The organism is Psychrobacter alimentarius, assembly GCF_001606025.1.
Taxonomy (GTDB): Bacteria; Pseudomonadota; Gammaproteobacteria; order Pseudomonadales; family Moraxellaceae; genus Psychrobacter; species Psychrobacter alimentarius.
On the sequence record NZ_CP014945.1, the window covers coordinates 119,171 to 144,221 of the forward strand.

A 25,051-nucleotide genomic window follows, 5' to 3' on the forward strand; every position below is an offset into this window, starting at 1 on the left:
AAAAATATATTAAGCTTTAAAAGGTGGTTTGAAGCGCGATACTAGCACCTTGGTCATCATAATTCTCGCGCCACTCACTGCGATAGCCGGCAGATAAGGTGGTTTTAAGCGTAGGCATGTAGCTGATGCCAATACCTACGATACCAATCTCACGTCCAACTTCTTGTCCAATCGTTGTAAAACTATCATTTGGCATACCAACGAAGTTCGCAGTGATGTCTGAGTGCTGATCACCATTTTCGATAGCGGCTGCTAACTGTCCTGTAATAGCAAACTGCGGCGTAAGATACTGTGACATTTTTAGACCTGCCGTCCAGCGCATGGACTCATATCTGTTTTCATCAACGTTTAAGTTATAAACGCCAGCGCCTGTTTCACGATAGCTATCGCTCTTCGCTTGCGCATAATTTACTTTTGCAAATGGTGTTACATGACGCTGTTCACTACCAATGCGATGATCGACACCCAATCCCGCTCGTAAGGTATCGACATCGTAGTCAGAACGAGCAACAGCATTAGTCAGGATGGACAAATGACGCTCGCCTTTAACTGAGCTTCTACCAGCGCCAATATGGAAATTCACATCTGTGGCATCACTCGCTCCATAATTACCGTAGCCTAAGACCTGCCAATTTTTGGCAATCAGTTTATGATCCAGACGGCTACCATCAGTATCGGCATCAGTGTCAATATAAGACACTGCTAAGCCTAAATTAAGGTCGCTATTTATTGGTGTATCTAAACCAACAATAGCGCCATAGCTATCTGCTTCATAGCCTGTCACTCCGTTTTCGGCGTCATGACTGCCTGTATTACCGATCAGTTTCGCCCAAACATTTCGCTCGGTTGTAGTAGCGCGATGCTCAGTAACAGCCTCACTTGCCGCATAATTAGTATCTGTAATGATATGATTGGCTGCACCCATGAATAATGGTTGCAGTTGGTTGGCAGCGACTGCCAACTGATTTTGATTAAAATTGGTGGTTGAACTAATAAGTGCTTTAGCCAGATCATTATCGCCATTTACAATTTGATCTTGAATGGCTCGGTCTAGCGCGTAAGCAATACCGACATCATTACGTTGTGATTGAGTATTGACTGACTCTACAAAGGTAGTATCAGTAACTGGCGGCTCAGGCGTAACTACTGGCGGCTCAGGTGTGACTACTGGCGGTTCAGGCGTGACTACTGGTGGTTCAGGTGTGACTACTGGTGGTTCAGGTGTGACTACTGGCGGCTCAGGTGTGACTACTGGCGGTTCAGGTGTGACTACTGGTGGTTCAGGTGTGACTACTGGTGGTTCAGGTGTGACTACTGGCGGCTCAGGCGTGACTACTGGCGGTTCAGGCGTGACTACTGGCGGTTCAGGCGTGACTACTGGTGGAGTAGGTGCTCCCATTTTTAGATGAACGGCATTAGGATCACTATAGTCTGCATAGAAGTTTACTAATGGGCTATTATCGCTTACTTGTGTAAACTCACCTACGCGAGTCGTGGCTTTTACAATATCCTTCCATTCATTATTGCCGGACAAGTTAGCAACTGCTTCTGAGGCATTGACTTCTAACTGACCTTGACTGATATTGGCTCTTCCTTGAACAATCAACTGACCGTAATCATCAAGCGTGTTTAATCCAATTCCCAAGATTTCGCCATCTCTCATGGTATAGTTGCCATCAAGACGTAGTGTTCCCTGATTGATATTAGTAGCGCCTGTCCATTGTTTGGCAGTTGTCGCCATAGCTAGTAAGCCAGTGCCTTCTTTGGCAAAGTCACCTGCACCAGTGATAACAGCACTATTAACTACCTTCGTATTAAAGCCTTGCGTGTCTATATTAGCACCGCCTGCTTTGACGTTAATGCTACTTTCACCAAAACCGCCAAAGCCATTAAATAGAGCATCTTGATCGGCTGTCAAGCGCAAAGTACCACCATCAAAATTAACTACGGAATTTGAAGTGGCACTAGTAGCGCGCACGAGTGACTCAGTTGACAATACACCCTTACTATTTAGATTGACAGTGGCTGAGCCATTATTACCGACTACTAAATCTTTGGTAGCAAAGGTACTATTACTGCTGATATCCAATGACCCTGCTGCACTAATATCTTCACCTAAATGAGTAGATTCAGCAACTTCCACTCTACCATTATTGTCAAGAGTTAAAGTACCGCTACCACTGCCACCTATTGAAAGGTTATCGGTAGTTAGCGCTGAGTCAGCATCAGTGATATTGACAATACCTCGACCCATACCTTGTAGGCCAATGACTGTTAAGTCAGCAGTTACCTTGCCACCTTTGGCAATATCTAACTGTCCGTTATTATTAAAGCCAACTTGTAGTTCTTTACTATCCATGGTAGAGCCCGCATCACTGATACTGACGCGATTTTTGTTGTTGCCTATACCTTGACCTAAACGCACAATATCATTAGCCGACGCTTTGGCACCTTGAGCGACGCTAAGACTGCCTTGACCATTATTACCTATGATGATATTTTCGCTAATAAGTGTACTGTTATTGCCCGTTACTTCAATCAAGCCTTCACCTGAGAACTCATCTCCTATGATACTTGAATTATCTATAGTTACCTTGGCACCATCTTGAATTTTTAAAGTACCGTTACCGCTTTGAGCGATAGTAATCTCTGGTGCTATTAATACAGAGTCTGTACCTTTGACGTCGATAGTCCCATCACTGTCTCGGACAAGGCCTGTACCTGCAGCTATTGTACTAGTTACTTTGGCACCATTACTGATGATCAACAAACCTGTCCCTCTACCGCCAGAAACAATTCGCGCTGCTGTAGCCGTAGTGCCGCTGCCATCGACAGTAGCAGTACCGTTACTACCAACGCCAATACCAACACCAATATCACTAGTGGCTGTTAGTTTGGCCGAGTCGTTGACCACTAAAGTGCCTTCGCCTGTATCACCGACTATAATTCTATCAGTGCTTAAGCTGGAACCTGCACCTGTGATAGTAATCTGACCTTTAGAGTCGCTAGCGATGCCAGCACCTACCTCAGACTGAAACTTGCCAGCTGCGCCATTTTTTATTGTCAGAGTACCTTCGCCCTTATCGCCTACTAAGATGGACTTACCGTTGAATACGGTATTTTTATCCGTCAAAGTCATATTAGCGACGCTACCTACTTCTAATCCCAAAACGGTTAAATCATTTATCGTAATATTAGCACCGTTTTGTGCGGTCAGCTCAGCCTGACCCTCTTCAGAGATAGTAAGGAATTCGGCGTTCAGTGAGCTACCAGCGCCGTCAATGGTAACGACACTAACGCTATCAGGTCTTACTGCCAGACTAATGAGATCATTTGAGACCACGCTACCAGCAGTATTGATATTTAGAGCAGCGGCGTCTGCAAACCCAAATACCATCTCACTACCAGTGACTTTAGAGCCATTGCTGACTGTTACGACTTCATCCACAGCAAAACTACTCGGCAAAGCTGTTGTTGCGCCATCATCATAAGTCACATCAGCCAGTGCTGAGCCAGAAGCGCAAAGCATCGCTACCGCCAATGGAGTTAATAAAAGCTTGCTCGCTACTTGAGACTTACCAGAAGACTTACCACGAGATTTGGCAAGTTCAGACACGCATTGATAAACACCTAGAGAATGATTAAAAACAACACGATAGACATGATTCATAAATGGACCTTATTAGTAGATGATGAGGACATAACAATTGCTTGTAAAGTTACCCGTATCTTACTCCAAGTAATGGTTTTGTCTATCTATTTTTACACAAATGTTTATATGTTAGATTCCATATATAAGATAAATATTGCATTACTCATTAAAAAAGCTCGAACCTAACAACTAGGTTCGAGCTTTTTTAATATTTTTATACTAGCGTCTGTTAAACCTCTTTATATAGCTGACGTCCTTCCTTATTGTATTTTGCTGTCATCTCCGCCATACCTTGGCGGACTTCCTCAACGCTGGCTTCGCCAACTTGCCCAACAAGTTCCGTATCTACTTCTTTAATCAGATGATCGGCATCGGTCAAATCTCCTGATTGCGGCGTGACTTTTTCGTTAGCTACTTTTTTGTCAGTGGCCTTTGTATTCAATCCTGCTGCATACTCACGCACATTTTGTGTGATTTTCATCGAACAAAATTTCGGTCCACACATTGAGCAAAAGTGCGCAGATTTATGAGCGTCTTTTGGCAAGGTTTCATCGTGGAACTCTCGCGCCGTATCTGGATCGAGTGCGAGGTTGAACTGATCGTCCCAGCGGAACTCGAAGCGGGCTTTTGACAAGGCGTTGTCACGCGCTTGCGCACCCGGATGGCCTTTGGCAAGGTCAGCGGCATGGGCAGCAATCTTATACGTGATGATGCCGTCTTTGACGTCCTTTTTATTGGGCAAACCCAAGTGCTCTTTTGGCGTGACATAACAAAGCATCGCTGTGCCAAACCAGCCAATCATCGCCGCCCCAATCGCGCTGGTGATATGATCATAACCGGGAGCAATATCAGTCGTCAAAGGTCCTAAGGTGTAAAAAGGCGCGTCCGCACACAGCTCAAGCTGTAAGTCCATATTTTCTTTGATACGGTTCATCGCTACGTGCCCAGGCCCTTCGATCATCACTTGTACGTCATGCTTCCATGCGACTTTGGTCAATTCACCAAGGGTACGTAGCTCGCCGAACTGTGCCTCATCGTTGGCATCTTGCAAGCAGCCAGGGCGCAAACCATCGCCCAAACTAAACGCCACATCATACTGTTTCATAATCTCGCAAATGTCTTCAAAATGCGTGTATAAAAAGCTCTCTTTATGATGAGCCAAGCACCACTGTGCCATGATAGAACCGCCACGTGACACAATACCCGTCAAGCGCTTGGCGGTCAGTGGAACGTAGCGAAGTAGGACGCCCGCGTGAATGGTGAAGTAATCCACCCCTTGCTCAGCTTGTTCGATCAAGGTGTCTCGAAAAATCTCCCACGTCAAATCTTCTGCCACCCCATCGACTTTCTCTAACGCTTGATAGATTGGTACCGTACCGATGGGTACAGGCGAGTTACGAATCAGCCATTCGCGCGTTTCATGAATATGATTGCCCGTTGATAAATCCATGATGGTATCTGCGCCCCAACGCGTCGCCCATGTCATCTTTGATACTTCTTCGTCGATTGAGGAACCAAGCGCTGAGTTGCCAATATTGGCATTGATTTTTACCAAAAAATTGCGCCCGATAATCATCGGCTCGGACTCAGGGTGATTGATGTTATTTGGGATAATAGCGCGACCAGCGGCCACTTCACTGCGCACGAATTCAGGTGTGATGATTTTGGGTGTATTGGCCCCAAAATTTTCCCCATCATGTTGGCGTGTATCCGTCAGCTCATGTTGCTTCTGCGTTTCGCGAATGGCGATGTATTCCATCTCAGGGGTGATGACGCCGCGGCGCGCGTAATACATTTGCGTGACATTGCCTGACAAGCCGTTGCCTGTTTTGGCACGGCGCGGCTTATCAATATGAGCAAATCTTAAGTTGGCGGTACTAATATCACGTGCGCGCGCTTGTCCGTATGAGCTGGATAAACTGCTGAGCTGTTCGGTATCGCCGCGCTCTGCAATCCAGTGTTCGCGCAGTTTTGGCAAGCCACGGGTGAGGTCAATATCGACATTGGGGTCGGTATAAACGCCGGAGGTGTCATAGACATAAAATGGTGGGTTTTTTTCCCAATTCGCCTCATCCGTGCCTTGAATAGGGGTTGGATCAAGAGAAATTTCGCGCATCGGTACTTGAATATCAGGACGCGAGCCTTCGATATAGACTTTACGAGAGGCGGGGAGAATGCGATGAAGGTCACGGGCGTCTTCTTCAAAACGCGCATCACTTGCCGTGCGGTGAGCAGGGGTTTTTAGCGCCTCAGATTTTTTATCGGATTTACTGCTGGTCTCATCTATAGTTGTCGGCTTAACAAGCGCGTCACTATTTGGAGTATGGACTTGAGGGTTTTGAGTGTTTGTCGTTGTCTGAATATTTGAAGGTTTCATGTGCTGTCCTAGCGTGTTGGTTTTTGAATAAAATCAACACCGCCAGTAGCTGCGGGGTAAAGCCATGTGATACGAACAAATACAATCAAAAAGCAAACGTGCGCCCGAAATGAGACGTAGTGAGTCACTAAAAGTTTGATGGACACAAATTATTAGCACCATACATCGGCAAAAAACCGCTGTTAAACATTGGCAATAATAAAAAGGCATTTCTGCGCGCCCTTTGTACATATAGAACATAGGCTTAAGACTTCCCTGCGTCGGTACTAACCGCATCAGGTTCGGCGGGTGATCTCTCAGCGAATGTATAAAGGCAATTGTTTTAGTAAAGCAAGTTTAATAAAACAGGCCAATATGACACCGCACCCCGAGTCTGTCAGTGTTGTAAATCAACTTCATACTAGCAAAATTCTGTTCTAACGGCTAATGGTATTTGGAGAAAACCTTGGGCTCGAGAAACGATTGCCTTATGTACTGAGCTTATAAAGGCAGGTAGAAGGGAACAATGCGCTGTTATGGGCGAAACTAAAAGATTAAAGTCATTGTCATTAAACTGTCATAAAAACTTGTCACTATAGCTCGCATGTCACAAACAATGTTTTTTTGTATCGTTGTCAAACTTTAGGAGTCTTACATGCGTTATTCGTTATTAGCAGTGGCCGTCAGCTGTACCTTAGTACTTACGGCGTGTAACAAATCGACCGATACGACAGAGCCGGCTGCTGATACTAGCAGTAGCGCTGCCGCAACGACTGAAACAACTGGCAATGCAACCACCAGCACAGCATCTGCTGCTACTTCAGGGTTCAAGTCTGCTGAAAACATTGCCATGAACATCACTGGCGCAGGTGCTTCTTTCCCGCAGCCTATCTATGCCAAATGGTCTGCTGACTACAATGCTGATACTGGTGGTCAGGTCAACTACCAATCAATCGGTTCTTCTGGTGGTATCAAACAAATTCAGTCAAAAACAGTCGATTTTGGTGCCTCTGATGCGCCGATGACGCCTGAAGAGCTTGAAGAATCTGGTCTTATCCAGTTCCCAACCGTTATTGGCGGCGTTGTACCAATTGTCAATATCGATGGTGTTGAGCCAGGCGCGCTAAAATTGGATGGTCAGACATTGGCTGATATTTATCTAGGCAAAATCAGTAAATGGAATGACCCAGCTATTGTAGCCATGAACCCAGATTTGACCCTACCTGATGCAGCCATTACTACTGTTTTCCGTTCAGACGGGTCAGGTACGACTTTTAACTTCACAGATTATCTCGCCAAAGTGTCACCGGATTGGAACAATACCGTTGGTGTTGATAAAACGGTTAAATGGCCAACCTCTGCGACAGGTGCTGGTGGTAAAGGTAACGAAGGCGTTTCAAGCTACGTTAATCGTATGAAAAACTCTATCGGCTACGTTGAGTATGCTTACGCTAAGCAAAACAACATGTCACATACGGCTCTTAAAAATGCCGCCGGTAACTTTGTACAGCCTTCTGCAGAGACTTTTGCAGCGGCAGGTGACATCGATTGGTCAAAACAAGAAGGCTTTTATAAAGTCATCACCAACTCTGAGACTGCTCAAGCATGGCCAATCGCTGCTGCGACATTCATCTTGGTACACAAGCAACCAGAGAATCCTCAGCAAGTGGCTGGTGTGTTGAACTTCTTTGATTGGGCATATACCCAAGGCGATGATGATGCCATGGCGTTAGATTACGTTCCTTTCTCTGATACTGCCGTCGCATTATTCAAAGAAAAATGGAATGAGGTGAAAGGTAGTGATGGACAGCCTGTTTATAAGCCTGCTCAGTAATTGACCTACTTTAGAGACTGTTTCATACATCTCTAAACGCCCTCTCAAACCACTATTCTCCGGTAGCGGTTTGAGAGGTTTTATCACAGTGAATTTAAGGACGATGCTGGTGGGTTGTCTCTATAGATAGTTCATCCTACTTTTTAAGTTTACTGTCATAAAACCTGCGTAACCTTTCTAACATTTTGACTTGATCCTATACAACGCTGAGACACTTATGAATGACTTAAGGTCCCAATTGGCCAAACAAAAACGTTACGATACGCTGTTTGTCAATGCAACCAAGGCTTTTGCCATACTGGTACTCCTCTCTTTAGGCGGTATTTTAGTCTCCTTAATTATTGGAGCATGGCCCAGCATTCAAGCGTTTGGACTTGGTTTTTATACCAGCAATAACTGGGATACGGTTGCCAATGAATACGGTGCATTGGCGCCTATTTACGGCACGTTGGTGACGTCATTTGTGGCGATTATGATTGCTGTACCAGTCAGCTTTGGTATCGCTATCTTTTTGACTGAGATGTGCCCGAAGTTCTTAAAAAAGCCTTTGGGTATCGCGATTGAGCTTTTAGCCGGTATTCCTTCTATCATTTATGGTATGTGGGGATTATTCGTGTTTGCACCATTTTTTGGCGACCACATTCAGCCATGGTTTATCGAGCATGTGGGTCCTTTGCCTATCATTGGCAAGCTATTCACTGGTGCGCCAATGGGGCTTGGTTTATTTACCGCGTCCTTGGTGCTTGCCATCATGATCATTCCTTTTATTGCGGCCACCATGCGCGATGTTTTTTCGGTGGTACCAGACTTATTAAAAGAGTCGGCTTATGGCATGGGTGCCACGACATGGGAAGTCATGTTTAAGATTATCTTGCCTTATACCAAAGCGGGCGTTGTGGGCGGTGTTATTTTGGGATTAGGCCGTGCATTGGGCGAAACCATGGCGGTGACTTTCTTGATTGGTAATGCCTTTAATATCAGCCCAAGCTTATTCACCTCTGGCGTCACGATCACTTCTGCCTTGGCCAATGAATTCGCTGAAGCGTCGAGTGAGCTGCATTTGGCTTCGTTACTCCATTTAGGCTTAATCCTATTTGTCATTACTTTCATCGTCTTGTCCCTTGCAAAGCTGATGCTGATGCGCATGGACAGCAAAGCGGGCAATCGGTAGATAGATATCTGGTTGTCTTGAGAAGTTTTGATGGTTATTGGTATTGACAAAAAAACGGGACACAAACTTTATGCTTTCTAACAATACAATCAATGCGCCCCTACCAGCGAATACAGGCTTTGAAGGTCGTTATAACCGAAGTCTCTATAACAAGCGTCGCTGGGCCAATAAGATTGGTTTGGGCTTTGCCATGTCGGCGATGGTTTTTGGTTTGTTTTGGCTGTTTTGGATTTTGTTCACGCTTTTTATTGAAGGCTTTCAGGGTCTTATACAACTACCAGTATTTACCGCCGATACACCGCCGCCAATGAGTGTTGGTGGTTTACGCAATGCCATTGTTGGTTCAGTCATGTTGGCGTTTTCAGGGTTGTTAATTGGCGCTCCGATTGGGCTGATGACGGGTATTTATTTGTCTGAGTTCTCTCAAGGGAGTATGCTTGGCAAAGTGACACGTTTTTTAAATGATATCTTATTGTCGGCGCCCTCTATTGTGATTGGTCTGTTTATTTATGCACTGATGGTAAAAGGTCAAAATTTCTCTGGTTGGGCAGGTGCGTTGGCATTGGCGCTGATTGTCATTCCGGTGGTTGTACGTACCACCGAAAACATGCTCAACTTGGTGCCCAATAGCATTCGTGAAGCCGCTTATGCACTTGGAACACCCAAGTGGAAAATGGTGACGCAAGTAACCATCAAAGCCGCCAAAGCGGGTCTCACTACAGGTGTGTTACTAGCTTTTGCGAGAATTACAGGTGAAACGGCTCCTTTGCTATTTACTGCGCTGAACAATCAATATTTCAGTACCGATATGAGCCAACCACTGGCTAACTTACCCAACACCATTTATCAGTTTGCGATGAGTCCTTACGAAAACTGGCATACGTTGGCATGGGCGGCGGCACTTCTCATCACCGCCTCGGTCTTGGTATTGAACGTGACAGCCAGATTCATCGGCGCTAGAGGTCAGGTAAAATAAAACCTGACCACAGCTTACTGACAATAGATAGTAAGCATTACTTGAACTTATATGAATTTTAATTGAGCTAGGTTGGATAAGACTATGAATGACGTCATAAGCAAAGTTCGCAAAAATAAGACGGCTGATCGCTTCAATGAGGCAACAGACACTAAGACAACCGGCAACCTGTTGAATAGAACCAAGTCTACTAGCGGACAAAAAGAGCAACCAGATATCGCCAGTCTGACCAAGCAAACGCTTCATGACATTCCTAAGAATATGCCACCTGCCAAACTGCAGATTCGTGACTTAAATTTTTATTATGGTGATTTTAAAGCCCTAAAAAATATCAATATCGACATTCCAGATAAAAAAGTGACGGCCTTTATCGGTCCTTCAGGGTGTGGCAAATCGACGCTATTACGTACCTTTAACCGCATGTATGATCTGTACCCAGGGATGCGTGCAGAAGGCAATATTAATCTCGATGGCAAAAACATCTTAGACAAAGACATCGACGTGAACTTGCTGCGCGCTCAAGTTGGCATGGTGTTTCAAAAACCAACGCCATTCCCGATGTCGATCTATGACAATGTTGCCTTTGGCGTGCGCCTGTATGAAAAATTGAGCAAAGCGGAGCTGGATAATCGTGTGGAGTGGGCACTCAGAAAATCGGCATTGTGGCCGGAAGTAAAAGACAAGCTAAAGGCATCTGGATTGTCATTATCAGGTGGTCAGCAGCAGCGTCTATGTATCGCTCGCAGCGTCGCCACCAAACCTGAAGTATTGTTACTTGATGAGCCTACATCAGCGCTAGATCCTATTTCGACGGGCGCTATTGAGGATTTGATCGAAGACTTAAAAAACGACTATACCATTGCTATCGTGACCCATAACATGCAACAAGCCGCACGGGTATCGGACTATACGGTTTATATGTATTTGGGCGATATGATTGAGATGGGTGAGACCGATCAGATATTTACCAAACCCAATCAAAAAGCGACGGAAGACTATATTACGGGTCGTTATGGTTAAGGACAAGGTTTGAGCAGGCAGGGGTGTTCGGCATGTTTTATGAGCTGATGGGTTCGGCTCAAAAGCACCTTCGCTATTAAAAGTATAGATTTTAGGGAATTCTTCTGATGCAAAGTGAAAAGCATATCTCAAAAAGTTTCGACCAAGATCTCGATGAAGCCATCCGTCTGTTTTTATACATGGGTGATAGCGCGGCCAACCAAGTTGCCAAAGCCATCCATGCGCTGATTGATAAAGATGAGACACTGGCACAAGAAGTCATTGATATGGATTTCGACATCAATCGTATGGAAGTAGATTTGGATGAGCATATTTTGCTATTGGTTGCCAAACGCCAGCCCGCTGCCAGTGACTTACGTTTAGTGATGTCTATCAGTAAAGGGGTGGTTGATTTAGAGCGCATCGGGGATGAAGCTGTCAAGATTGCTCAAATGGCCAAAAAGATCGCCGCACAAGGTAAGTCCTCTTATGGTTATGCTGAGGTTCAGCATCTTAGCAACCAAGTTCGCCTTATGCTGCACAATGCGTTAGAAGCTTTTGGTCAGTCAAATGCTGAGCAAGCGTTTGAAGTCATGCGCAATGATGACGTGGTCAATGATGAGTATCAATCAGCCATTCGTGCCTTGATGACCTACATCATGGAAGATTCGCGTCATGTATCAAAAGTGATTAATATCATGTGGGTCTTGCGCGCGCTTGAACGAATCGGCGATCATGCACAAAACGTGGCTGAGCTCGTCATCAACTATATCAGCGGTCAAGATGTGCGTCATTCCGACTACACCAAAGTCGAAAAAGCCGTCCAAGCTGCCAATGATCGAATGGCAGCGCGTCAAGTAGGCACTGTGTCAGCCATGTCGTTGACGGATATTGCCACATCAGACCGTGACGAGGAATAAAAGTTCGCTTGCCAATGTTTTTGGTAGCATTATTTTTCGCAGCGTTATATTTAGCTCATAAAAAAACGCGCTATCAATGAGTGTATAGCGCGTTTTTTATGAAATGTAATCAACGAGTACCCATTAGCTTTCTGGCGTCCAGCCTTGGGCGCGCTCATAGTCTTCGTTATCTAAAAACTTATCACGTTGTTCTGTTAAGAATTTTTTGGCTTCAGGATCCATCATGCTCAAGTGATTTTCGTTAATCAGCATGGTTTGATGCTCAAGCCATTCTTTCCACGCCTTGTCAGATACCGTCTCTTGTAGCTCCTGACCTTTTTTGTTAGGGAAAGGCGGATGCGGCATTTTTGGCAATTCTTGCTTATATTTACGGCAAAACACGGTATTGGCTTGCGGATTAAATGTCTCAGTCATAAGGCGTTCCTTATTTATTATAGTAAGTGGTCAAATCAGATTAATTCATTGGTCTATGATAACGGTCTTGGCAGATTTAGCAAAGGGTATCTGGTGTATACAGCCAATCTTAAACAAAATAAATAAATCCATGACAACGTACTTTTGGAATAATTCTTACTTGCCGTGCGTACGCAGGTAGAGGCTGCGAGAACTTATTCCAATATTAGCAGCACAGTGTTTTTATGATGAATTGACTATAGTTTGCAGGCGGTATGACAAATAAAAAACACCCGCTATTGAGACGGGTGTTTTTTATATTAAGATACAGCAGACTGTGCTATTGACATATTAAGCAAACGCTTTTAAACGCGCACGGCCATTGACCACGGCTTGCTTTACTTGGTTAGGCGCGGTGCCGCCCAAATGATCACGAGCTGCCAATGATCCTTCTAACGTTAGGTAATCAAACACATCATCACCAATGGCATCGCTGAACTGTTTGAGCTGTGCCAAAGACAAGTCGCTCAAATCAACGCCCTCGGCGATACCTAAAGCGACGGCATTACCAACCACTTCGTGTGCATCACGGAACGCCACACCATTACGTACCAGATAATCTGCTAGATCAGTTGCAGTTGCATAACCTTTCATAGTAGCAGCACGCATATTTTCCTTATTTGGTGTGATATTCGGCAGCATATCAGCAAAGGCAAGTAGCGAACCCGTTAACGTATCTACGCAATCAAAAAGAGGTTCTTTGTCTTCTTGGTTGTCTTTATTATAAGCAAGTGGCTGGCTTTTCATTAGGCTCAGTAAGGTCATGAGTTGACCAAACACACGCGCGGCTTTACCACGTACTAACTCAGGTACATCCGGGTTTTTCTTCTGCGGCATGATAGAGGAGCCAGTGCAAAAGCGATCTGGTATTTGTACAAAGTTAAATTGCGCTGACATCCACAGAATGATTTCTTCACTCATGCGCGACATATGCATCATGAGAATAGAAGCCGCTGAGGTAAATTCAATGGCAAAATCACGGTCTGAGACGGCATCAAGTGAATTTTGGCAAATGCCTTCAAAGCCTAATAACTCAGCCGTAATGGTACGATCGATAGGGAAGGTCGTACCAGCAAGGGCAGCGCTGCCAAGTGGCATCTGGTTGATACGGCGACGTGCATCGACGAGGCGTTCGGTATCGCGATATAGCATCTCAAACCATGCCATGACATGATGACCGAAGCTAACAGGCTGCGCGGTTTGTAGATGGGTGAAGCCTGGCATGATGGTATTGGTGTGTTGTTCCGCCAGATCAAGCAGCCCGCTTTGCAGACGTACCAATAGTGCAATGATGTTGTCTGTCTCTTCACGTAACCAAAGACGGATATCAGTGGCGACTTGATCGTTACGGCTACGTCCAGTGTGTAGCTTTTTGCCGACTGAACCGATAATGTCTGTTAAGCGCGATTCAACGTTCATGTGTACGTCTTCGAGCGCGATTGACCAGTTGAAGTCACCCACTTCAATCTCACGCAACACTTGCTGGAGACCCTCGATAATGGTCGCCACTTCCTCAGCAGCCAAAATGCCGCACTCTTTAAGCATGGTCGCATGAGCGATTGAGCCTTGGATATCGTGACGTGCAAAGCGTTGATCAAAACCAACAGAGGCGGTAAAAGCGGCCACAAAACTGTCGGTTGCTTCACTAAATCGGCCACCCCACATCTGCTGGCCCTGACTGCCTGCAGTGGTGCTTTGCGAAGCAGTATTGGTTATAGAAGCTTCTGTGCTAGAATCAGGAGCAGAAACGTTTACATTTGATTCAGGATTACTATGGTTTGAAGAATTGGCATTCATATCGGTACAGGACAAGTCAAGAGAATAAGAACTCAAGTATAGCAAAGGATGAGGTTGCCTTACTAGCGGAGCGCTTAGAGTTTTTTATTCCCAAGCTCATGGAAATCATGAGACCTTGGCAGTGGCTACTGTATATCTTTTTTTGGTCATTGTTCGTGACCGTGATGGAACGCCATGGCTTAGCCACTTGGTCAGATTTTCTGATCAAATTTTTTTGTAGGTTTGTTCAAAACGTTTTAATCGTCATGCCTTCACTATATCTGGTTGACTACCTTCGACCCATTTTTAAAAACGCCAGTATTTCAAGCGTGACTATACGTGTCGTCTTACTAATGATGCTGGCTTCTGTCATATCCATGACTTTGGTGATGCTGGTTATGGTAAATATGGGCTGGGAAGAATACGATTTACAAGCGTTTGTCTTCAGTGTGCTGTTTGATACGTTGTTCACAGGCGGCTTTACCTTAGTGTTTTTACTCTATTTTTTGCGTATTCATCGTGAGCTTAATGCGCTCAAGTCCTCGTTCGAGTATAAGTTGGCCACACAAAACGACATAATAAAAGCCCGTATCGCCCCCCATTTTTTCTTTAATACGCTCAACACCCTCACTTCGCTCATAGAATCTCACCCAGCAAGAGCTTCTCTATTATTACAACACGTTTCTGCGCTGTTCCGAGCCAGTTTTACAGGCGCGCATGAAGTCAGTTTTGAAGAAGAAATCGCCCTTTGTGAGCATTACTTAGCCATTGAATCCAGTCGTTTGGCAGATAAGCTTGAAGTAAGTTGGCAACTGCCTGACGAGGATGTCATGTATGACATGGTTATCACGGCGCTCACGTTACAAAGTGTGCTAGAAAAAATGCTGATTAATGTGGTCGAAATGACCACTGAGACCATATACATAGATATTAAAGTGACGTGGGAGCAGCATCGAGTTGTCACGATTATCAGTGTTGATCTACCCAAAAAGACATTGATTGTGAATCATAATTTGCGTCAACATATGGATTTTCATATTCAAACGGAGCGCTTACGTGCCTATTTTGGTCACAGCTCAGATATTAAAAGTATCATTACCAGTACCCAAATCATCACTGTCATGGACTATCCGTTACATGACGTCAGTTTATGACCCTTTTACATCATAAAATTCCTTCTTTGTTTGCGCCAAAAATGCGCATGGCACACTTATTGCATTCCTTATAATAAACTTACTAGTAATAGAAACATATTGACTATACCAAGGATGAGTACATTCGGGCCCTCCGTATTCAAGGATTGAGCTTTTGCCTCAGATAATAGTTAGTAATTGCTAGTAGAGACACATATTAAGTCTGCCCGAAGATAGGAGTTTACATGCGTATCGTAGTTTGTGATGATGAGCCGCTAGCGCGTGAGCGTTTGGTCAGAATTGTCCAAGAGTCAGGCCATGAGGTCGTTGCTCAGGCAACAACAGGAGCAGAGGCCATTATTGCTGTCAAAAGTAAGCAGCCAGACATTATACTGTTAGACATTCGTATGCCTGAAATGGACGGTGTACACTGTGCGCAAGAGCTTGCGAAACTTGAACATCCGCCAGCGATTATATTTGTTACCGCTTATGACCATTATGCGATAGCAGCGCTCAAGGCCAGTGCGATTGGTTATTTATTAAAGCCTGCCAATAAAGATGAGTTATTAGAAGCGTTGAATAAAGCCAAAAATCTAAACGCTGCTCAGTTAAATGAGATCCGTAAGCTTGAAAACCCAGCGGCCCGACCAGTACGTGAACACATTGCTGCTCGTACTCATCGAGGGGTTGAGCTGATTAAATTTAAAGACATCTACTATTTTACGGCCGATCAAAAGTATGTCAAAGTACGTCACAAGGATGGAGTAGTACTGATCGACGAAACATTAAAAGAGCTGGAACAAGAGTTTGGTGATCGACTTTTCCGCGTGCATCGTAATGCGATTATCAATCTCAGTTTTTTAGATTTTTTAGAGACGCTGGATGCAGGGCAGTATCAGATACGCTTTAAAGGGATCGCTGAGACATTGGCAGTTAGTCGTCGTCACTTGCCTGCGCTGCGCGATAAAATCCAAAGCATGTAACCTTTGATACCCATATCGACATCATCATCCCATATCATCAAACCCTTATTTATGCTTAAATAGGGGTATTTTTTTGTGTCAGTATTTACAGTGAGTGACGGATATTGCCCATGAACTGTGGCAAATTATCCATGTTTCTAAGTACTGAAATTTTTAAGTGCTGATATTTGAATATTGGTATCTACGTACTGACATTATAGTATCAAATTTATCGAGGTCCTTTATGAGCAACCCGCAGCAATCTGCTTTGACTACCTTAACGATTGCCACCCGTCAGAGTCCATTGGCATTATGGCAAGCTGAGCATATTCGTGCTCGTCTGCTCGAGATGTACCCTGAATTGACAATTCAATTACTAAAAATTGTCACTAAGGGTGACAAGATTTTGGACACACCTTTGGCCAAAATTGGCGGAAAAGGTTTATTTGTCAAAGAGCTTGAACAAGCTTTGTATGATAAACAGGCAGACATTGCCGTGCATTCACTAAAAGATGTGCCGATGCAGTTACCAGAAGGCCTAACATTGGGCGTCTACTGTAAGCGTGCGTCACCCACCGATGCTTTTGTCTCAAATACTTATGAGAGTATTGATGAGTTGCCACAAGGTGCCGTTGTTGGAACATCAAGCTTGCGCCGCCAGTGTCAAATCAAAGCCTACCGTCCAGATTTACAGATAAAAACGTTGCGCGGTAATGTGGGTACTCGTTTGGGTAAATTAGATGCAGGCGAGTATGATGCCATTATTTTAGCGACCAGTGGGTTACAGCGTATTGAGTTGGATGAGCGTATACGTGGTGAGCTTGATATCGATGCTTGCTTACCTGCCGTTGGGCAAGGTGCCTTGGCGATTGAATGCCGTGAAGGCGATGATGAGGTATTAAAGCTATTAGCACCGTTAAATGACGATAAAGCTCGCATTCGACTCATTGCAGAGCGTGCACTAAACCGTCATTTAGACGGCGGTTGTCAGGTTCCCATTGCCGCTTATGCGGTGCTCCAAATGGCTGATGAAACCGATGCCAATAATGATCACAATGGTGATAACGGTAATAATGACGGTGGTAACGTACTATGGCTACGTGGCCGAGTGGGAGCAGCAGACGGTAGTCAGCTGTTAAAAGCAGAAAAACGGGTGACATTGGTTGGCACACAGGCTGATTTAGAAATACAGGCCAATCAGTTGGGTATCGACGTTGCCAAGAAGCTACTTGCTGATGGCGCAGGTGATATCTTATCAGCGATTTATCACCCTGAATAAGATGTGAGCCATCTGGTCATAAACCGTTAGACATATCGGCCTTTGAGTGAACCGATTTTATCAGTCTTTTACCATGGTACTCGTATGTTATCGTCCACCGATCTTAAGTCTACAGACGCCTGCCAGTCTATCAGCCAAGCATTATCTGCGCCGCAATTGGTCATCAATACACGACCAGTAGAGCGTGCGGCGCCATTGACACAGTGCTTACAAGCAGCAGGGTTGATCGTGATTGACATGCCGATGTTGACATTGCAGTCACGGGCTATGACTGATGGCGATATGGTGACGATGCGTCAATGGTTAGCAGGCGCGTACAAAGCACTGGTAGTTGTCAGTCCCACTGCTGCCGCATCAGGTTTGGCAGCTTGGCAAGCGCTTAAGTGTGAAGCACAAGACGATAGCGAGCATCAGGTAGACAAGGTGACATGTGAGACTTTAGCTGTACCAAGTCCTCTTATTGCTGTTGGTGACGCCACTGCTGCGGTTTTGAAGCGTGCCAAATTAAACACGACAAACTACCAAGTACGTCAACCCAAAATTGCGAACAACGAAGGCATGCTGGCCATGCCTGAAATTGAGCGTCTGCAAGCGGGAGACAAGTTACTGATATGGCGCGGTCTTGGTGGACGACGATTGTTAGTCGATACGTTACAAGCGCGCGGTGTCCATATCGATAGTATTGCTTGGTATGAGCGTGTCATGCCAATTGAGGCAACAGCGCAGTATCAGCAGTGGCTACAAGAGTACATACAGCATAATGTTTCGAGTTATCATACGCCGCAAAATATTACGTCATCCAGCCAGCCCAAGCCTATTGTTATTGTCAGTAGCGGGACTGCTTTTGAACATTGGACGACTGTGGTTAATGAAACCGCAAAGAACGCTGTGATACCAAATATGGCACTGACATTGTCAGACTTTGCTTATGTTGTATTAGGTGAGCGTTTAACCCACTGGGTAGCAAAACAACAATTAACGCATTGGCGTGTGGATGATTTGTCACCCGAAACCATTTTGACTGCTATAGTCTCAAACACTTAATATTTTTTATTTACTTGCGATAAATATGTTCACATTTATCCATAACGGTACTGCCTTATGCCCATGAATTCTGAATCGTTATCTAAGGAACCTTCTGCTGTACAACAGCGCCGGCAAGCGACTATGTTTTTGCTGAGATTGCAGTGGGTGGTCATTTTATTACTGATTGCTGCATTATTGGCGCTATATATTAGCCAACAGCGTTTTCAGAAAAACATCAATGAGCGCTTGCAAAGCAATGAACACGTCGTTGGACGTCTCAATGAGATGGATGATCGAATATTTGCAATGAGTCAGCAAACATTGCCAGAGCCAAGTACGGTGGCCAGTAGCCAAGCTCAGAACCAGTTGGATTTATTGCGTATTCAAACCAAAGCGGCGGATAGATTGCTGGTGGACAATAATGGCAGTGCAGCGATAGAGTTGTTGCGAGGTCTACATTGGCAGCTTTCTCAAAGCAATAATGAGATTGCGCCAGCTCTCACCGTTGTCATCAAGCAAAGCTTGATAAAAGACATTGAGCGCTTGCAAGCCAAAAGTGCTCAGCCCAGCCCTTGGCAACTACAAAACCTTGCTATCCAAAATATGCAAGATTTTTTGCATGATTATGAGCGGACCATGACCGCCAATGCGCTGAGTCGAAGTGCTGACAATAAAATGAGCCTAACGCGCCAGCAACTAGTGATTCACGAGGTGATTATGACCTTGAACTTGGCGATTCAGGCGAGCAACATGCGCGAACGAGAGCAGTTGATTGTCTATTTGAGGCAAGCGCGCAATCAACTACAAGCCTTAGTGTCGCAAGATTTGCTGTCGCGAAGCACCGTGCCACAAATGTCAGCACCGGCGTCAAAAGCCAAAAAAACCACTACCAATGGGGATTCAAAAAATTCTGATTTGGACGTTGAGACCGAAGTATCTGACGAAGGTCGTTTACAAACCAAATCGTCTCCTACGGATATTCCAGAAGTGATAGATGGTTTGGATCAGTTGATTGCCAATGCGCCAAAAACAACCCCATTATTGACCACCCAGATTTTAGAAAAGCCGCAACGTTGATCGCCAATGCGCTAGCGCTATATTGATGAAAAATAAGAGACAGGACACTATGGATCGTTTTGAACAAACCGCAAATCTCACTTCTGACATTTTAGATGGCGATTATCCTAAAGAGTTGGCACATTATCCCATCATGCATCAACAGCCTATACATTGGGGTGAGATGGACGCCTTTAACCACTTAAATAATGTGGTCTACTATCGTTATGCTGAATCTGCACGGATTGGCTATTTGCAAGCGTTAGGGATGTTTGACGGTAGTATGGTCACAGTACTAGCGCAATCAAGTTGCCAATACTTGCGCCCGGTCACCTATCCAGACACTTTATTGCTGGGGGTGCGTTGCCAGCGTTTGGGCACTACCAGTATCGTGATGGAGTACAGCTATTATAGCACCGCACAAAAAGCCATCGTTGCGACAGCCGAAGCAGTTATAGTACGTTTAGAGAGTAATGGTAAAGACAAACTGCCTTGGACAGAAGCAGAGCGTGAACGGTTGTTTGCATTAGAGGAAAAGGTTGGTCACATACCTAAGACTTGAAGTAAGAGAAACTTTGATCAGTCAAAAAATAAACGTATTGAATAAAAAAAGGCACGCCAACTTTGATGGGCGTGCCTTTTTTCTGTTTGCTCTTCACTTAACTATGCAGAATCGATCAATCTTGGTTTGGTGAATGAACAAAATCCACCACATTTAGCTCAAAGCCTGATAAGGCATAAAACTTCATGGGCGATGACAATAGACGCATGTCACGAACCCCAAGATGGCGTAATATCTGTGCGCCCACCCCAATGCTACGATACGGCTGCTTGGTAATGGTCGATGACGGCTGGTTGCTTGAAGCATTGTCTAGTGCCTCTCCCAAATCAACGGGCTGATGACTACCGACCCAAACCAAAACCCCACGATCTGATGCACTGATTTCTTGTAGCGCTGATTGTACACTCCAACCACCGCGACCAGTGGTGTCATTTTTGGCAGCGAACAAATCACGCAATGGATGGAAACCATGTACACGTACCGTGCTGACGCCTTCGCTCACATCTCCTTTGACTAATGCCAAATGCGTTTCATCAGCGCCAAACTCGCGGAAACGATGCAACGTAAAGGTGCCATATTCGGTTTCAAAAGGATAGGTTTCAACTTCTTCTACCGTTTGCTCATTGGCGATACGGTAGTTAATAAGGTCAGCAATCGTTCCTATCTTGATGTCATGCTCTTTTGCAAATATCTCAAGATCATCACGGCGCGCCATCGTACCATCAGCATTGATGATTTCTACAATCACGGCGGCTGGCTCAAGACCTGCCAATCGTGCCAAATCACACCCAGCTTCAGTGTGACCAGCGCGATGAAGGACGCCGCCATTTTGTGCCATGATCGGAAAAATATGTCCAGGCTGCACGATGTCTTCTGGTTTTGCTGAAGAAGAAACGGCCGCTTGAATGGTGCGCGCGCGATCAGCGGCAGAGATGCCAGTCGTGACCCCTTCAGCCGCTTCAATAGACACCGTAAAGTTGGTACTAAATTTGGCTTCGTTGCGATCAGACATCAGTGGCAACGCCAATTGTTGACAGCGGGCTTGCGATAAGGTCAGACAGACCAAGCCACGAGCATGGGTAATCATAAAATTAATGTCGTCAGGACGCACATGGGTCGCTGCCATGATGATATCGCCTTCATTCTCGCGGTCTTCGTCATCCATCAAGATGACCATTTTACCAGCACGAATGTCTTCGATAATCTCAGGAATCGTATGTAAACTCATAGTAAATCTCAATATTTTATTATTTATAAATCAGTGTGATTTGGAATATAAAAAGCTATCTGCCTATTGTAGCAGCAGATGGCAAAAAGCACTGTTATGGTTAAGCAAAATACGTTGTGGTTCGCGCAAGTAACTCTCGATATACATCAATCATTACTTGTCTCTACCACTATGGGGACATTTTAACGTTTTTTATCCTAGCGTGCTGCGTCATCTCTGAACTATATTGACTAGACTCTAAAAAATAGCCATCAGTTTTATCAATGATCATGGCGCTTGTTATTGATTGACTGTTATTAAATGACTATGTTGACTGTAGCAGCTTTCATTTATTGACCATGAGCAGCCCTTTCCATTTAGGTATCATTGCTGGCGGCTTGGTTTTTTAGCCAATCCATAAATTGTTTGCTGTGTTGCTCTCGTTGATTGTCCCCAAACTCATAAAAGCGGGTGCCCACTAAATTTTCAGGCAAGTAGCTTTGGGGATAATAATGGTTGGGATAATCGTGAGGGTAGATATAGCCTTGACCGTATCCTTGATTGCGCATCAACTTCGTTACACCATTACGCAGAGGTAAGGGAACGGGTGAGGCATCTTTTTCTGCCAAAGCCATCGCGGCATTAATGGCCTTATAAGTGCTATTACTTTTGGCGCTGGTGGCAAGATAAACCACCACTTGTCCCAAAATAATACGCGCCTCTGGCATACCGATGGATTGCACGCTGCGCAAGGCAGCATCGGCGAGAAGCAAGGCATTGGGATTGGCATTACCAATGTCTTCACTGGCCAAAATCACCAGACGCCGTGCAATAAAATCGGCAGGCTCACCGCCTACCAACATCCGAGCCATCCAATATAATGCCGCATCAGGATCAGAGCCGCGTACAGACTTTATCATGGCCGAAACGATATCGTAGTGCTGCTCACCATCTTTGTCATAACGCACTAAGGCAGTTTGTGCGACGCGGCTGACCAGTTCATCATTAATCACAAATGGGGTTTGGCTGGTGTCCGCCGTTTGGATAGCAAGCTCCAATACGTTCAAGGCTTTTCTTGCATCACCATGTGCCAATTGACTGATGGTCTCTTGGGCTTGCAGGTCAATGCTCATTTTTTGGAGTATGTTGTCTTCCGATAGTGCTCGCTGTAATACGGCGGTGATTTGCTCAGGTGTCAGTGGTTCTAAACGATAGACTTGGCAGCGTGACAACAGCGCATTATTGACACTAAAAGAAGGGTTTTCTGTGGTGGCACCTATCAAGGTTATATCGCCTGATTCTACCGCGCCCAATAGCGCATCTTGCTGGGCCTTATTAAAACGGTGAATCTCATCAATGAAAACCACAGGTGACTCAAAGCTGAGTGAGTCTTTGGTCTCCAATACTTCACGCAACTGTTTGACGCCCGTATTTAAAGCAGACAACGCATGAAATGGTCTACCAACTGCATCTGCCAATAGCATGGCAATGGTGGTTTTACCAATGCCCGCTTCACCATGCAAAATAATGGAGGGTAAATGACCCTGTTCTACCAAACGTCGCAGCGGCGCACCGTCTGCCAATAGATGCTCTTGACCGATAATGGCGTCAAGACTAGTTGGGCGCATACGCTGGGCAAGGGGAGTGTCAGCATGAAAATTAGACAATATAGAACTCTCTATGAAGGTGATAAAATATATAAAAATTATAAGGTCAGTGTGTAAGCGATAAATGGCATACAACGATGCGACAGTAATAGTTTTGGACACGAATCGTAAAAATGCGCTAACTTAGACGTATAAATTGATTGCTATTATATATGGTCAATCCTGAATAAAAAGAATACGGAGATTACAACGTGCTACGGTTATAAATGTCTCCCAGTCGCACTGTATTTATTTTATAGTGGATCGACAATAGGAATAGGCTAACGCATATTTACGTTAAGAAAAGTCAATCAAATGTACAGCTTATGTCCCCAACGCTTTATTTTTCCTATTTTTACCCTTATTAAAGATATATCGATACGCATAACTTTAATTAATTCACCCTCTTACTGAAACTATTAACTGTAAATGCATATAAAAAAGTAAATACCTATAATAAACAAGGTACGACGTCAATGAGGCTTCAACCAATGCTTAAGCGCTTATCGGATCGCCATTTACCTATCAAGATCAGGAGGCAGCACACGCGCTTGCTAACGGCTGGCGAAATAGCACTGGCGCGCTCGGTGTTTGGTGACAGTATTTGCCTAGATGCGGTTCAGCTAAAGACGGCTTGGTGGGTTCTAAGACACTATGCGGTCAGTCCTAATGGCAATATTTACTTTCATCCTGCCGATTGGATCGAAGATTTTAGCCTTGCTTCCCTCAGCAAACAGAGTTGGCTGATACATGAGTTGACTCATGTGTGGCAATTACAGCGCGGTTTAAAGGTGGTACGGGGTGCTGTTATCAATCGACGTTATGATTATGTACTGGTCACAGGTAAGTCATTTTTTAAATATGGTATCGAGCAGCAAGCACGTATGGTACAGGATTATTTTACTCGCCGTCAGCGTGGACAGGACTGTCGAGATTTAGAAGCTTGTATTCCCTTTTTAGCGGTTCAGTCAATGAATAAAACCACGTAGCTTAAGCAGCAATAACGATGACAATGTTAGTTTTTAATATTTGCCTTCATAAGGAAAAAGATGCTCATGTTTAAATTTTTGCCAGCAATGTCTGCAATTGATGAAAGCCAGAAGGCTGATGCAGGTATGGTTTATAACGATCAGCAAGCGAATGCTTCTTCATGGCAATCACCCACTTTACTCATGGCGGCATTGGCGGGCGCACTGTTCTTAACGGGATGTCAGCAATCTGACACACAGCCTGTGCCAGAAAATACTCAGCCTACTGAAAAAACCGCTGCTGAAGACAGCAAGCCTATGAAAAAGAGCGATTCGGCAGCCGCACGCATAGAGCAATTCCAACCAATATATGTTGTACAAGCGCAAAACTTACAGCGTCGCCTGCAAGCAGAGTATGAATCATTGCAAGCGGCGGATACTTCCGACAGTGAAAATTCTTTGTTGACGGACCCTGCTGCTGCCAGCAATGGCGCTGCTAATGATGCAAAAATAAATGCGAATACAGACAATAATATTGAACCTAGTGTGGCGCCAAATACTGCCATAGACAGCGAAACGGGATTGGCTACTGAAGAAGATATTAATACCAGTACAGAAGTCGGTGAGCGTGATTTAACTGTCTTAAAACGCATCAGTCTTGAACCGCGCAAACCCACCATGCTAACCGAAGATCAAATCATTGACCGCTATCAGCAAGTGATGGACGCGCTTTATCAGCCAGTGACCACGCCATTGACGGCGGAAGAAATAGACACGTTGATTGATGTAGCAACTTTGGTGCCGCAATTGTTTGAGCATGCTGAAATTGCTGGGCGCGTTAGCGCAAAAAGCCCTGCGCTGGCACGACTCATTATTCAGCATCAAGTTTGGGAGCAAATACAAGCTCAGCAAATCGTAGATATGCAGCAAATGAAAGTGGATCAACAAAAAGAGTTTGAAACGCTCATGAACAAATTTAATGATACGATTCAAGGATATGATGAGCAAATCGCTAAATATGAGCAGACCTTGAGACAATTTCAATAATCGATCAAGTTAAAAGAGTGGTGGCCAT

The 25,051-nt window shown here is 44.8% G+C and carries 19 protein-coding genes and 1 riboswitch; of the genes, 13 read left to right on the forward strand and 6 right to left on the reverse strand.

The genetic code is table 11. From position 1 onward, the window contains the following. Positions 1–16 precede the first annotated feature (16 nt). On the reverse strand, positions 17–3,670 hold the full coding sequence (locus A3K91_RS00520) for an autotransporter domain-containing protein (protein WP_062843538.1): 3,654 nt from the start codon (positions 3,668–3,670) through the stop codon (positions 17–19). 211 nt (positions 3,671–3,881) lie between these two features. Beyond that, entirely contained in the window at positions 3,882–6,029 is a 2,148-nt protein-coding gene (gene thiC, locus A3K91_RS00525; protein WP_228139877.1) for a phosphomethylpyrimidine synthase ThiC, read from the reverse strand. 235 nt (positions 6,030–6,264) lie between these two features. Further along, a riboswitch (TPP riboswitch) is annotated at positions 6,265–6,409 on the reverse strand. 254 nt (positions 6,410–6,663) lie between these two features. On the opposite strand from thiC, the gene pstS reads away from it, so the two are divergent. The 5 genes from pstS (at position 6,664) to phoU (ending at position 11,908) form a co-directional block, all read left to right on the forward strand. Then, the gene (pstS, locus tag A3K91_RS00530; RefSeq protein WP_062843539.1) at positions 6,664–7,842 is read left to right on the forward strand and encodes a phosphate ABC transporter substrate-binding protein PstS; all 1,179 of its coding nucleotides are present in this window, start codon (positions 6,664–6,666) and stop codon (positions 7,840–7,842) included. A 217-nt stretch (positions 7,843–8,059) separates the two neighbouring features. Then, positions 8,060–9,013 carry a phosphate ABC transporter permease subunit PstC gene (gene pstC, locus A3K91_RS00535; RefSeq protein ID WP_062843540.1) on the forward strand — a complete coding sequence of 318 codons (954 nt, stop codon included), beginning with the start codon at positions 8,060–8,062 and terminating at the stop codon, positions 9,011–9,013. A gap of 70 nt (positions 9,014–9,083) precedes the next feature. After that, complete coding sequence (pstA, locus tag A3K91_RS00540; RefSeq protein ID WP_062843541.1) at positions 9,084–9,989, forward strand: phosphate ABC transporter permease PstA; 906 nt, start codon at positions 9,084–9,086, stop codon at positions 9,987–9,989. An 84-nt stretch (positions 9,990–10,073) separates the two neighbouring features. Then, entirely contained in the window at positions 10,074–11,009 is a 936-nt protein-coding gene (gene pstB, locus A3K91_RS00545; RefSeq protein WP_099046687.1) for a phosphate ABC transporter ATP-binding protein PstB, read from the forward strand. A 107-nt stretch (positions 11,010–11,116) separates the two neighbouring features. Further along, complete coding sequence (gene phoU / locus A3K91_RS00550) at positions 11,117–11,908, forward strand: phosphate signaling complex protein PhoU (protein ID WP_062843542.1); 792 nt, start codon at positions 11,117–11,119, stop codon at positions 11,906–11,908. A 123-nt stretch (positions 11,909–12,031) separates the two neighbouring features. On the opposite strand, the gene A3K91_RS00555 is transcribed toward phoU, so the two are convergent. Together A3K91_RS00555 and argH are read right to left on the reverse strand one after the other, a co-directional pair. After that, the gene (locus tag A3K91_RS00555; RefSeq protein WP_062843543.1) at positions 12,032–12,322 is read right to left on the reverse strand and encodes an oxidative damage protection protein; all 291 of its coding nucleotides are present in this window, start codon (positions 12,320–12,322) and stop codon (positions 12,032–12,034) included. A gap of 330 nt (positions 12,323–12,652) precedes the next feature. Continuing rightward, on the reverse strand, positions 12,653–14,026 hold the full coding sequence (gene argH, locus A3K91_RS00560; protein ID WP_062843544.1) for an argininosuccinate lyase: 1,374 nt from the start codon (positions 14,024–14,026) through the stop codon (positions 12,653–12,655). Positions 14,027–14,265: 239 nt separating this feature from the next. Between argH and A3K91_RS00565 the strand changes: the two genes are divergently transcribed. From A3K91_RS00565 to A3K91_RS00590, 6 genes are all read left to right on the forward strand, one after another. Next, positions 14,266–15,291 (forward strand): histidine kinase, encoded by a 1,026-nt coding sequence (locus A3K91_RS00565; RefSeq protein WP_228139878.1) that lies wholly within the window; start codon positions 14,266–14,268, stop codon positions 15,289–15,291. A 224-nt stretch (positions 15,292–15,515) separates the two neighbouring features. Further along, positions 15,516–16,253: a LytR/AlgR family response regulator transcription factor gene (locus A3K91_RS00570; protein ID WP_062843546.1), complete on the forward strand. Its 738-nt coding sequence runs from the start codon at positions 15,516–15,518 to the stop codon at positions 16,251–16,253. Positions 16,254–16,476: 223 nt separating this feature from the next. Next, positions 16,477–17,511, forward strand: coding sequence for a hydroxymethylbilane synthase (gene hemC, locus A3K91_RS00575; protein WP_062843547.1), 1,035 nt, complete (start codon positions 16,477–16,479; stop codon positions 17,509–17,511). A gap of 84 nt (positions 17,512–17,595) precedes the next feature. Further along, complete coding sequence (locus A3K91_RS00580; RefSeq protein ID WP_062843548.1) at positions 17,596–18,555, forward strand: uroporphyrinogen-III synthase; 960 nt, start codon at positions 17,596–17,598, stop codon at positions 18,553–18,555. A 57-nt stretch (positions 18,556–18,612) separates the two neighbouring features. Beyond that, entirely contained in the window at positions 18,613–19,614 is a 1,002-nt protein-coding gene (locus A3K91_RS00585; RefSeq protein WP_062843549.1) for a hypothetical protein, read from the forward strand. Between the two features lie 49 nt (positions 19,615–19,663). Beyond that, a complete protein-coding gene (locus tag A3K91_RS00590) occupies positions 19,664–20,155 on the forward strand; it encodes an acyl-CoA thioesterase (RefSeq protein ID WP_062843550.1) in 492 nt (163 codons plus the stop codon). A 115-nt stretch (positions 20,156–20,270) separates the two neighbouring features. Here A3K91_RS00590 and ribBA read toward each other — a convergent pair whose 3' ends face one another. Both ribBA and A3K91_RS00600 read right to left on the reverse strand, forming a co-directional pair. Continuing rightward, entirely contained in the window at positions 20,271–21,383 is a 1,113-nt protein-coding gene (gene ribBA / locus A3K91_RS00595) for a bifunctional 3,4-dihydroxy-2-butanone-4-phosphate synthase/GTP cyclohydrolase II (RefSeq protein ID WP_062843551.1), read from the reverse strand. Between the two features lie 356 nt (positions 21,384–21,739). After that, entirely contained in the window at positions 21,740–22,990 is a 1,251-nt protein-coding gene (locus tag A3K91_RS00600; RefSeq protein ID WP_062845782.1) for a replication-associated recombination protein A, read from the reverse strand. 494 nt (positions 22,991–23,484) lie between these two features. On the opposite strand from A3K91_RS00600, the gene A3K91_RS00605 reads away from it, so the two are divergent. Continuing rightward, positions 23,485–23,997 carry a type IV secretion protein Rhs gene (locus tag A3K91_RS00605; protein WP_228139879.1) on the forward strand — a complete coding sequence of 171 codons (513 nt, stop codon included), beginning with the start codon at positions 23,485–23,487 and terminating at the stop codon, positions 23,995–23,997. Between the two features lie 66 nt (positions 23,998–24,063). Further along, complete coding sequence (locus A3K91_RS00610) at positions 24,064–25,023, forward strand: hypothetical protein (protein ID WP_062845783.1); 960 nt, start codon at positions 24,064–24,066, stop codon at positions 25,021–25,023. Positions 25,024–25,051 lie beyond the last annotated feature (28 nt).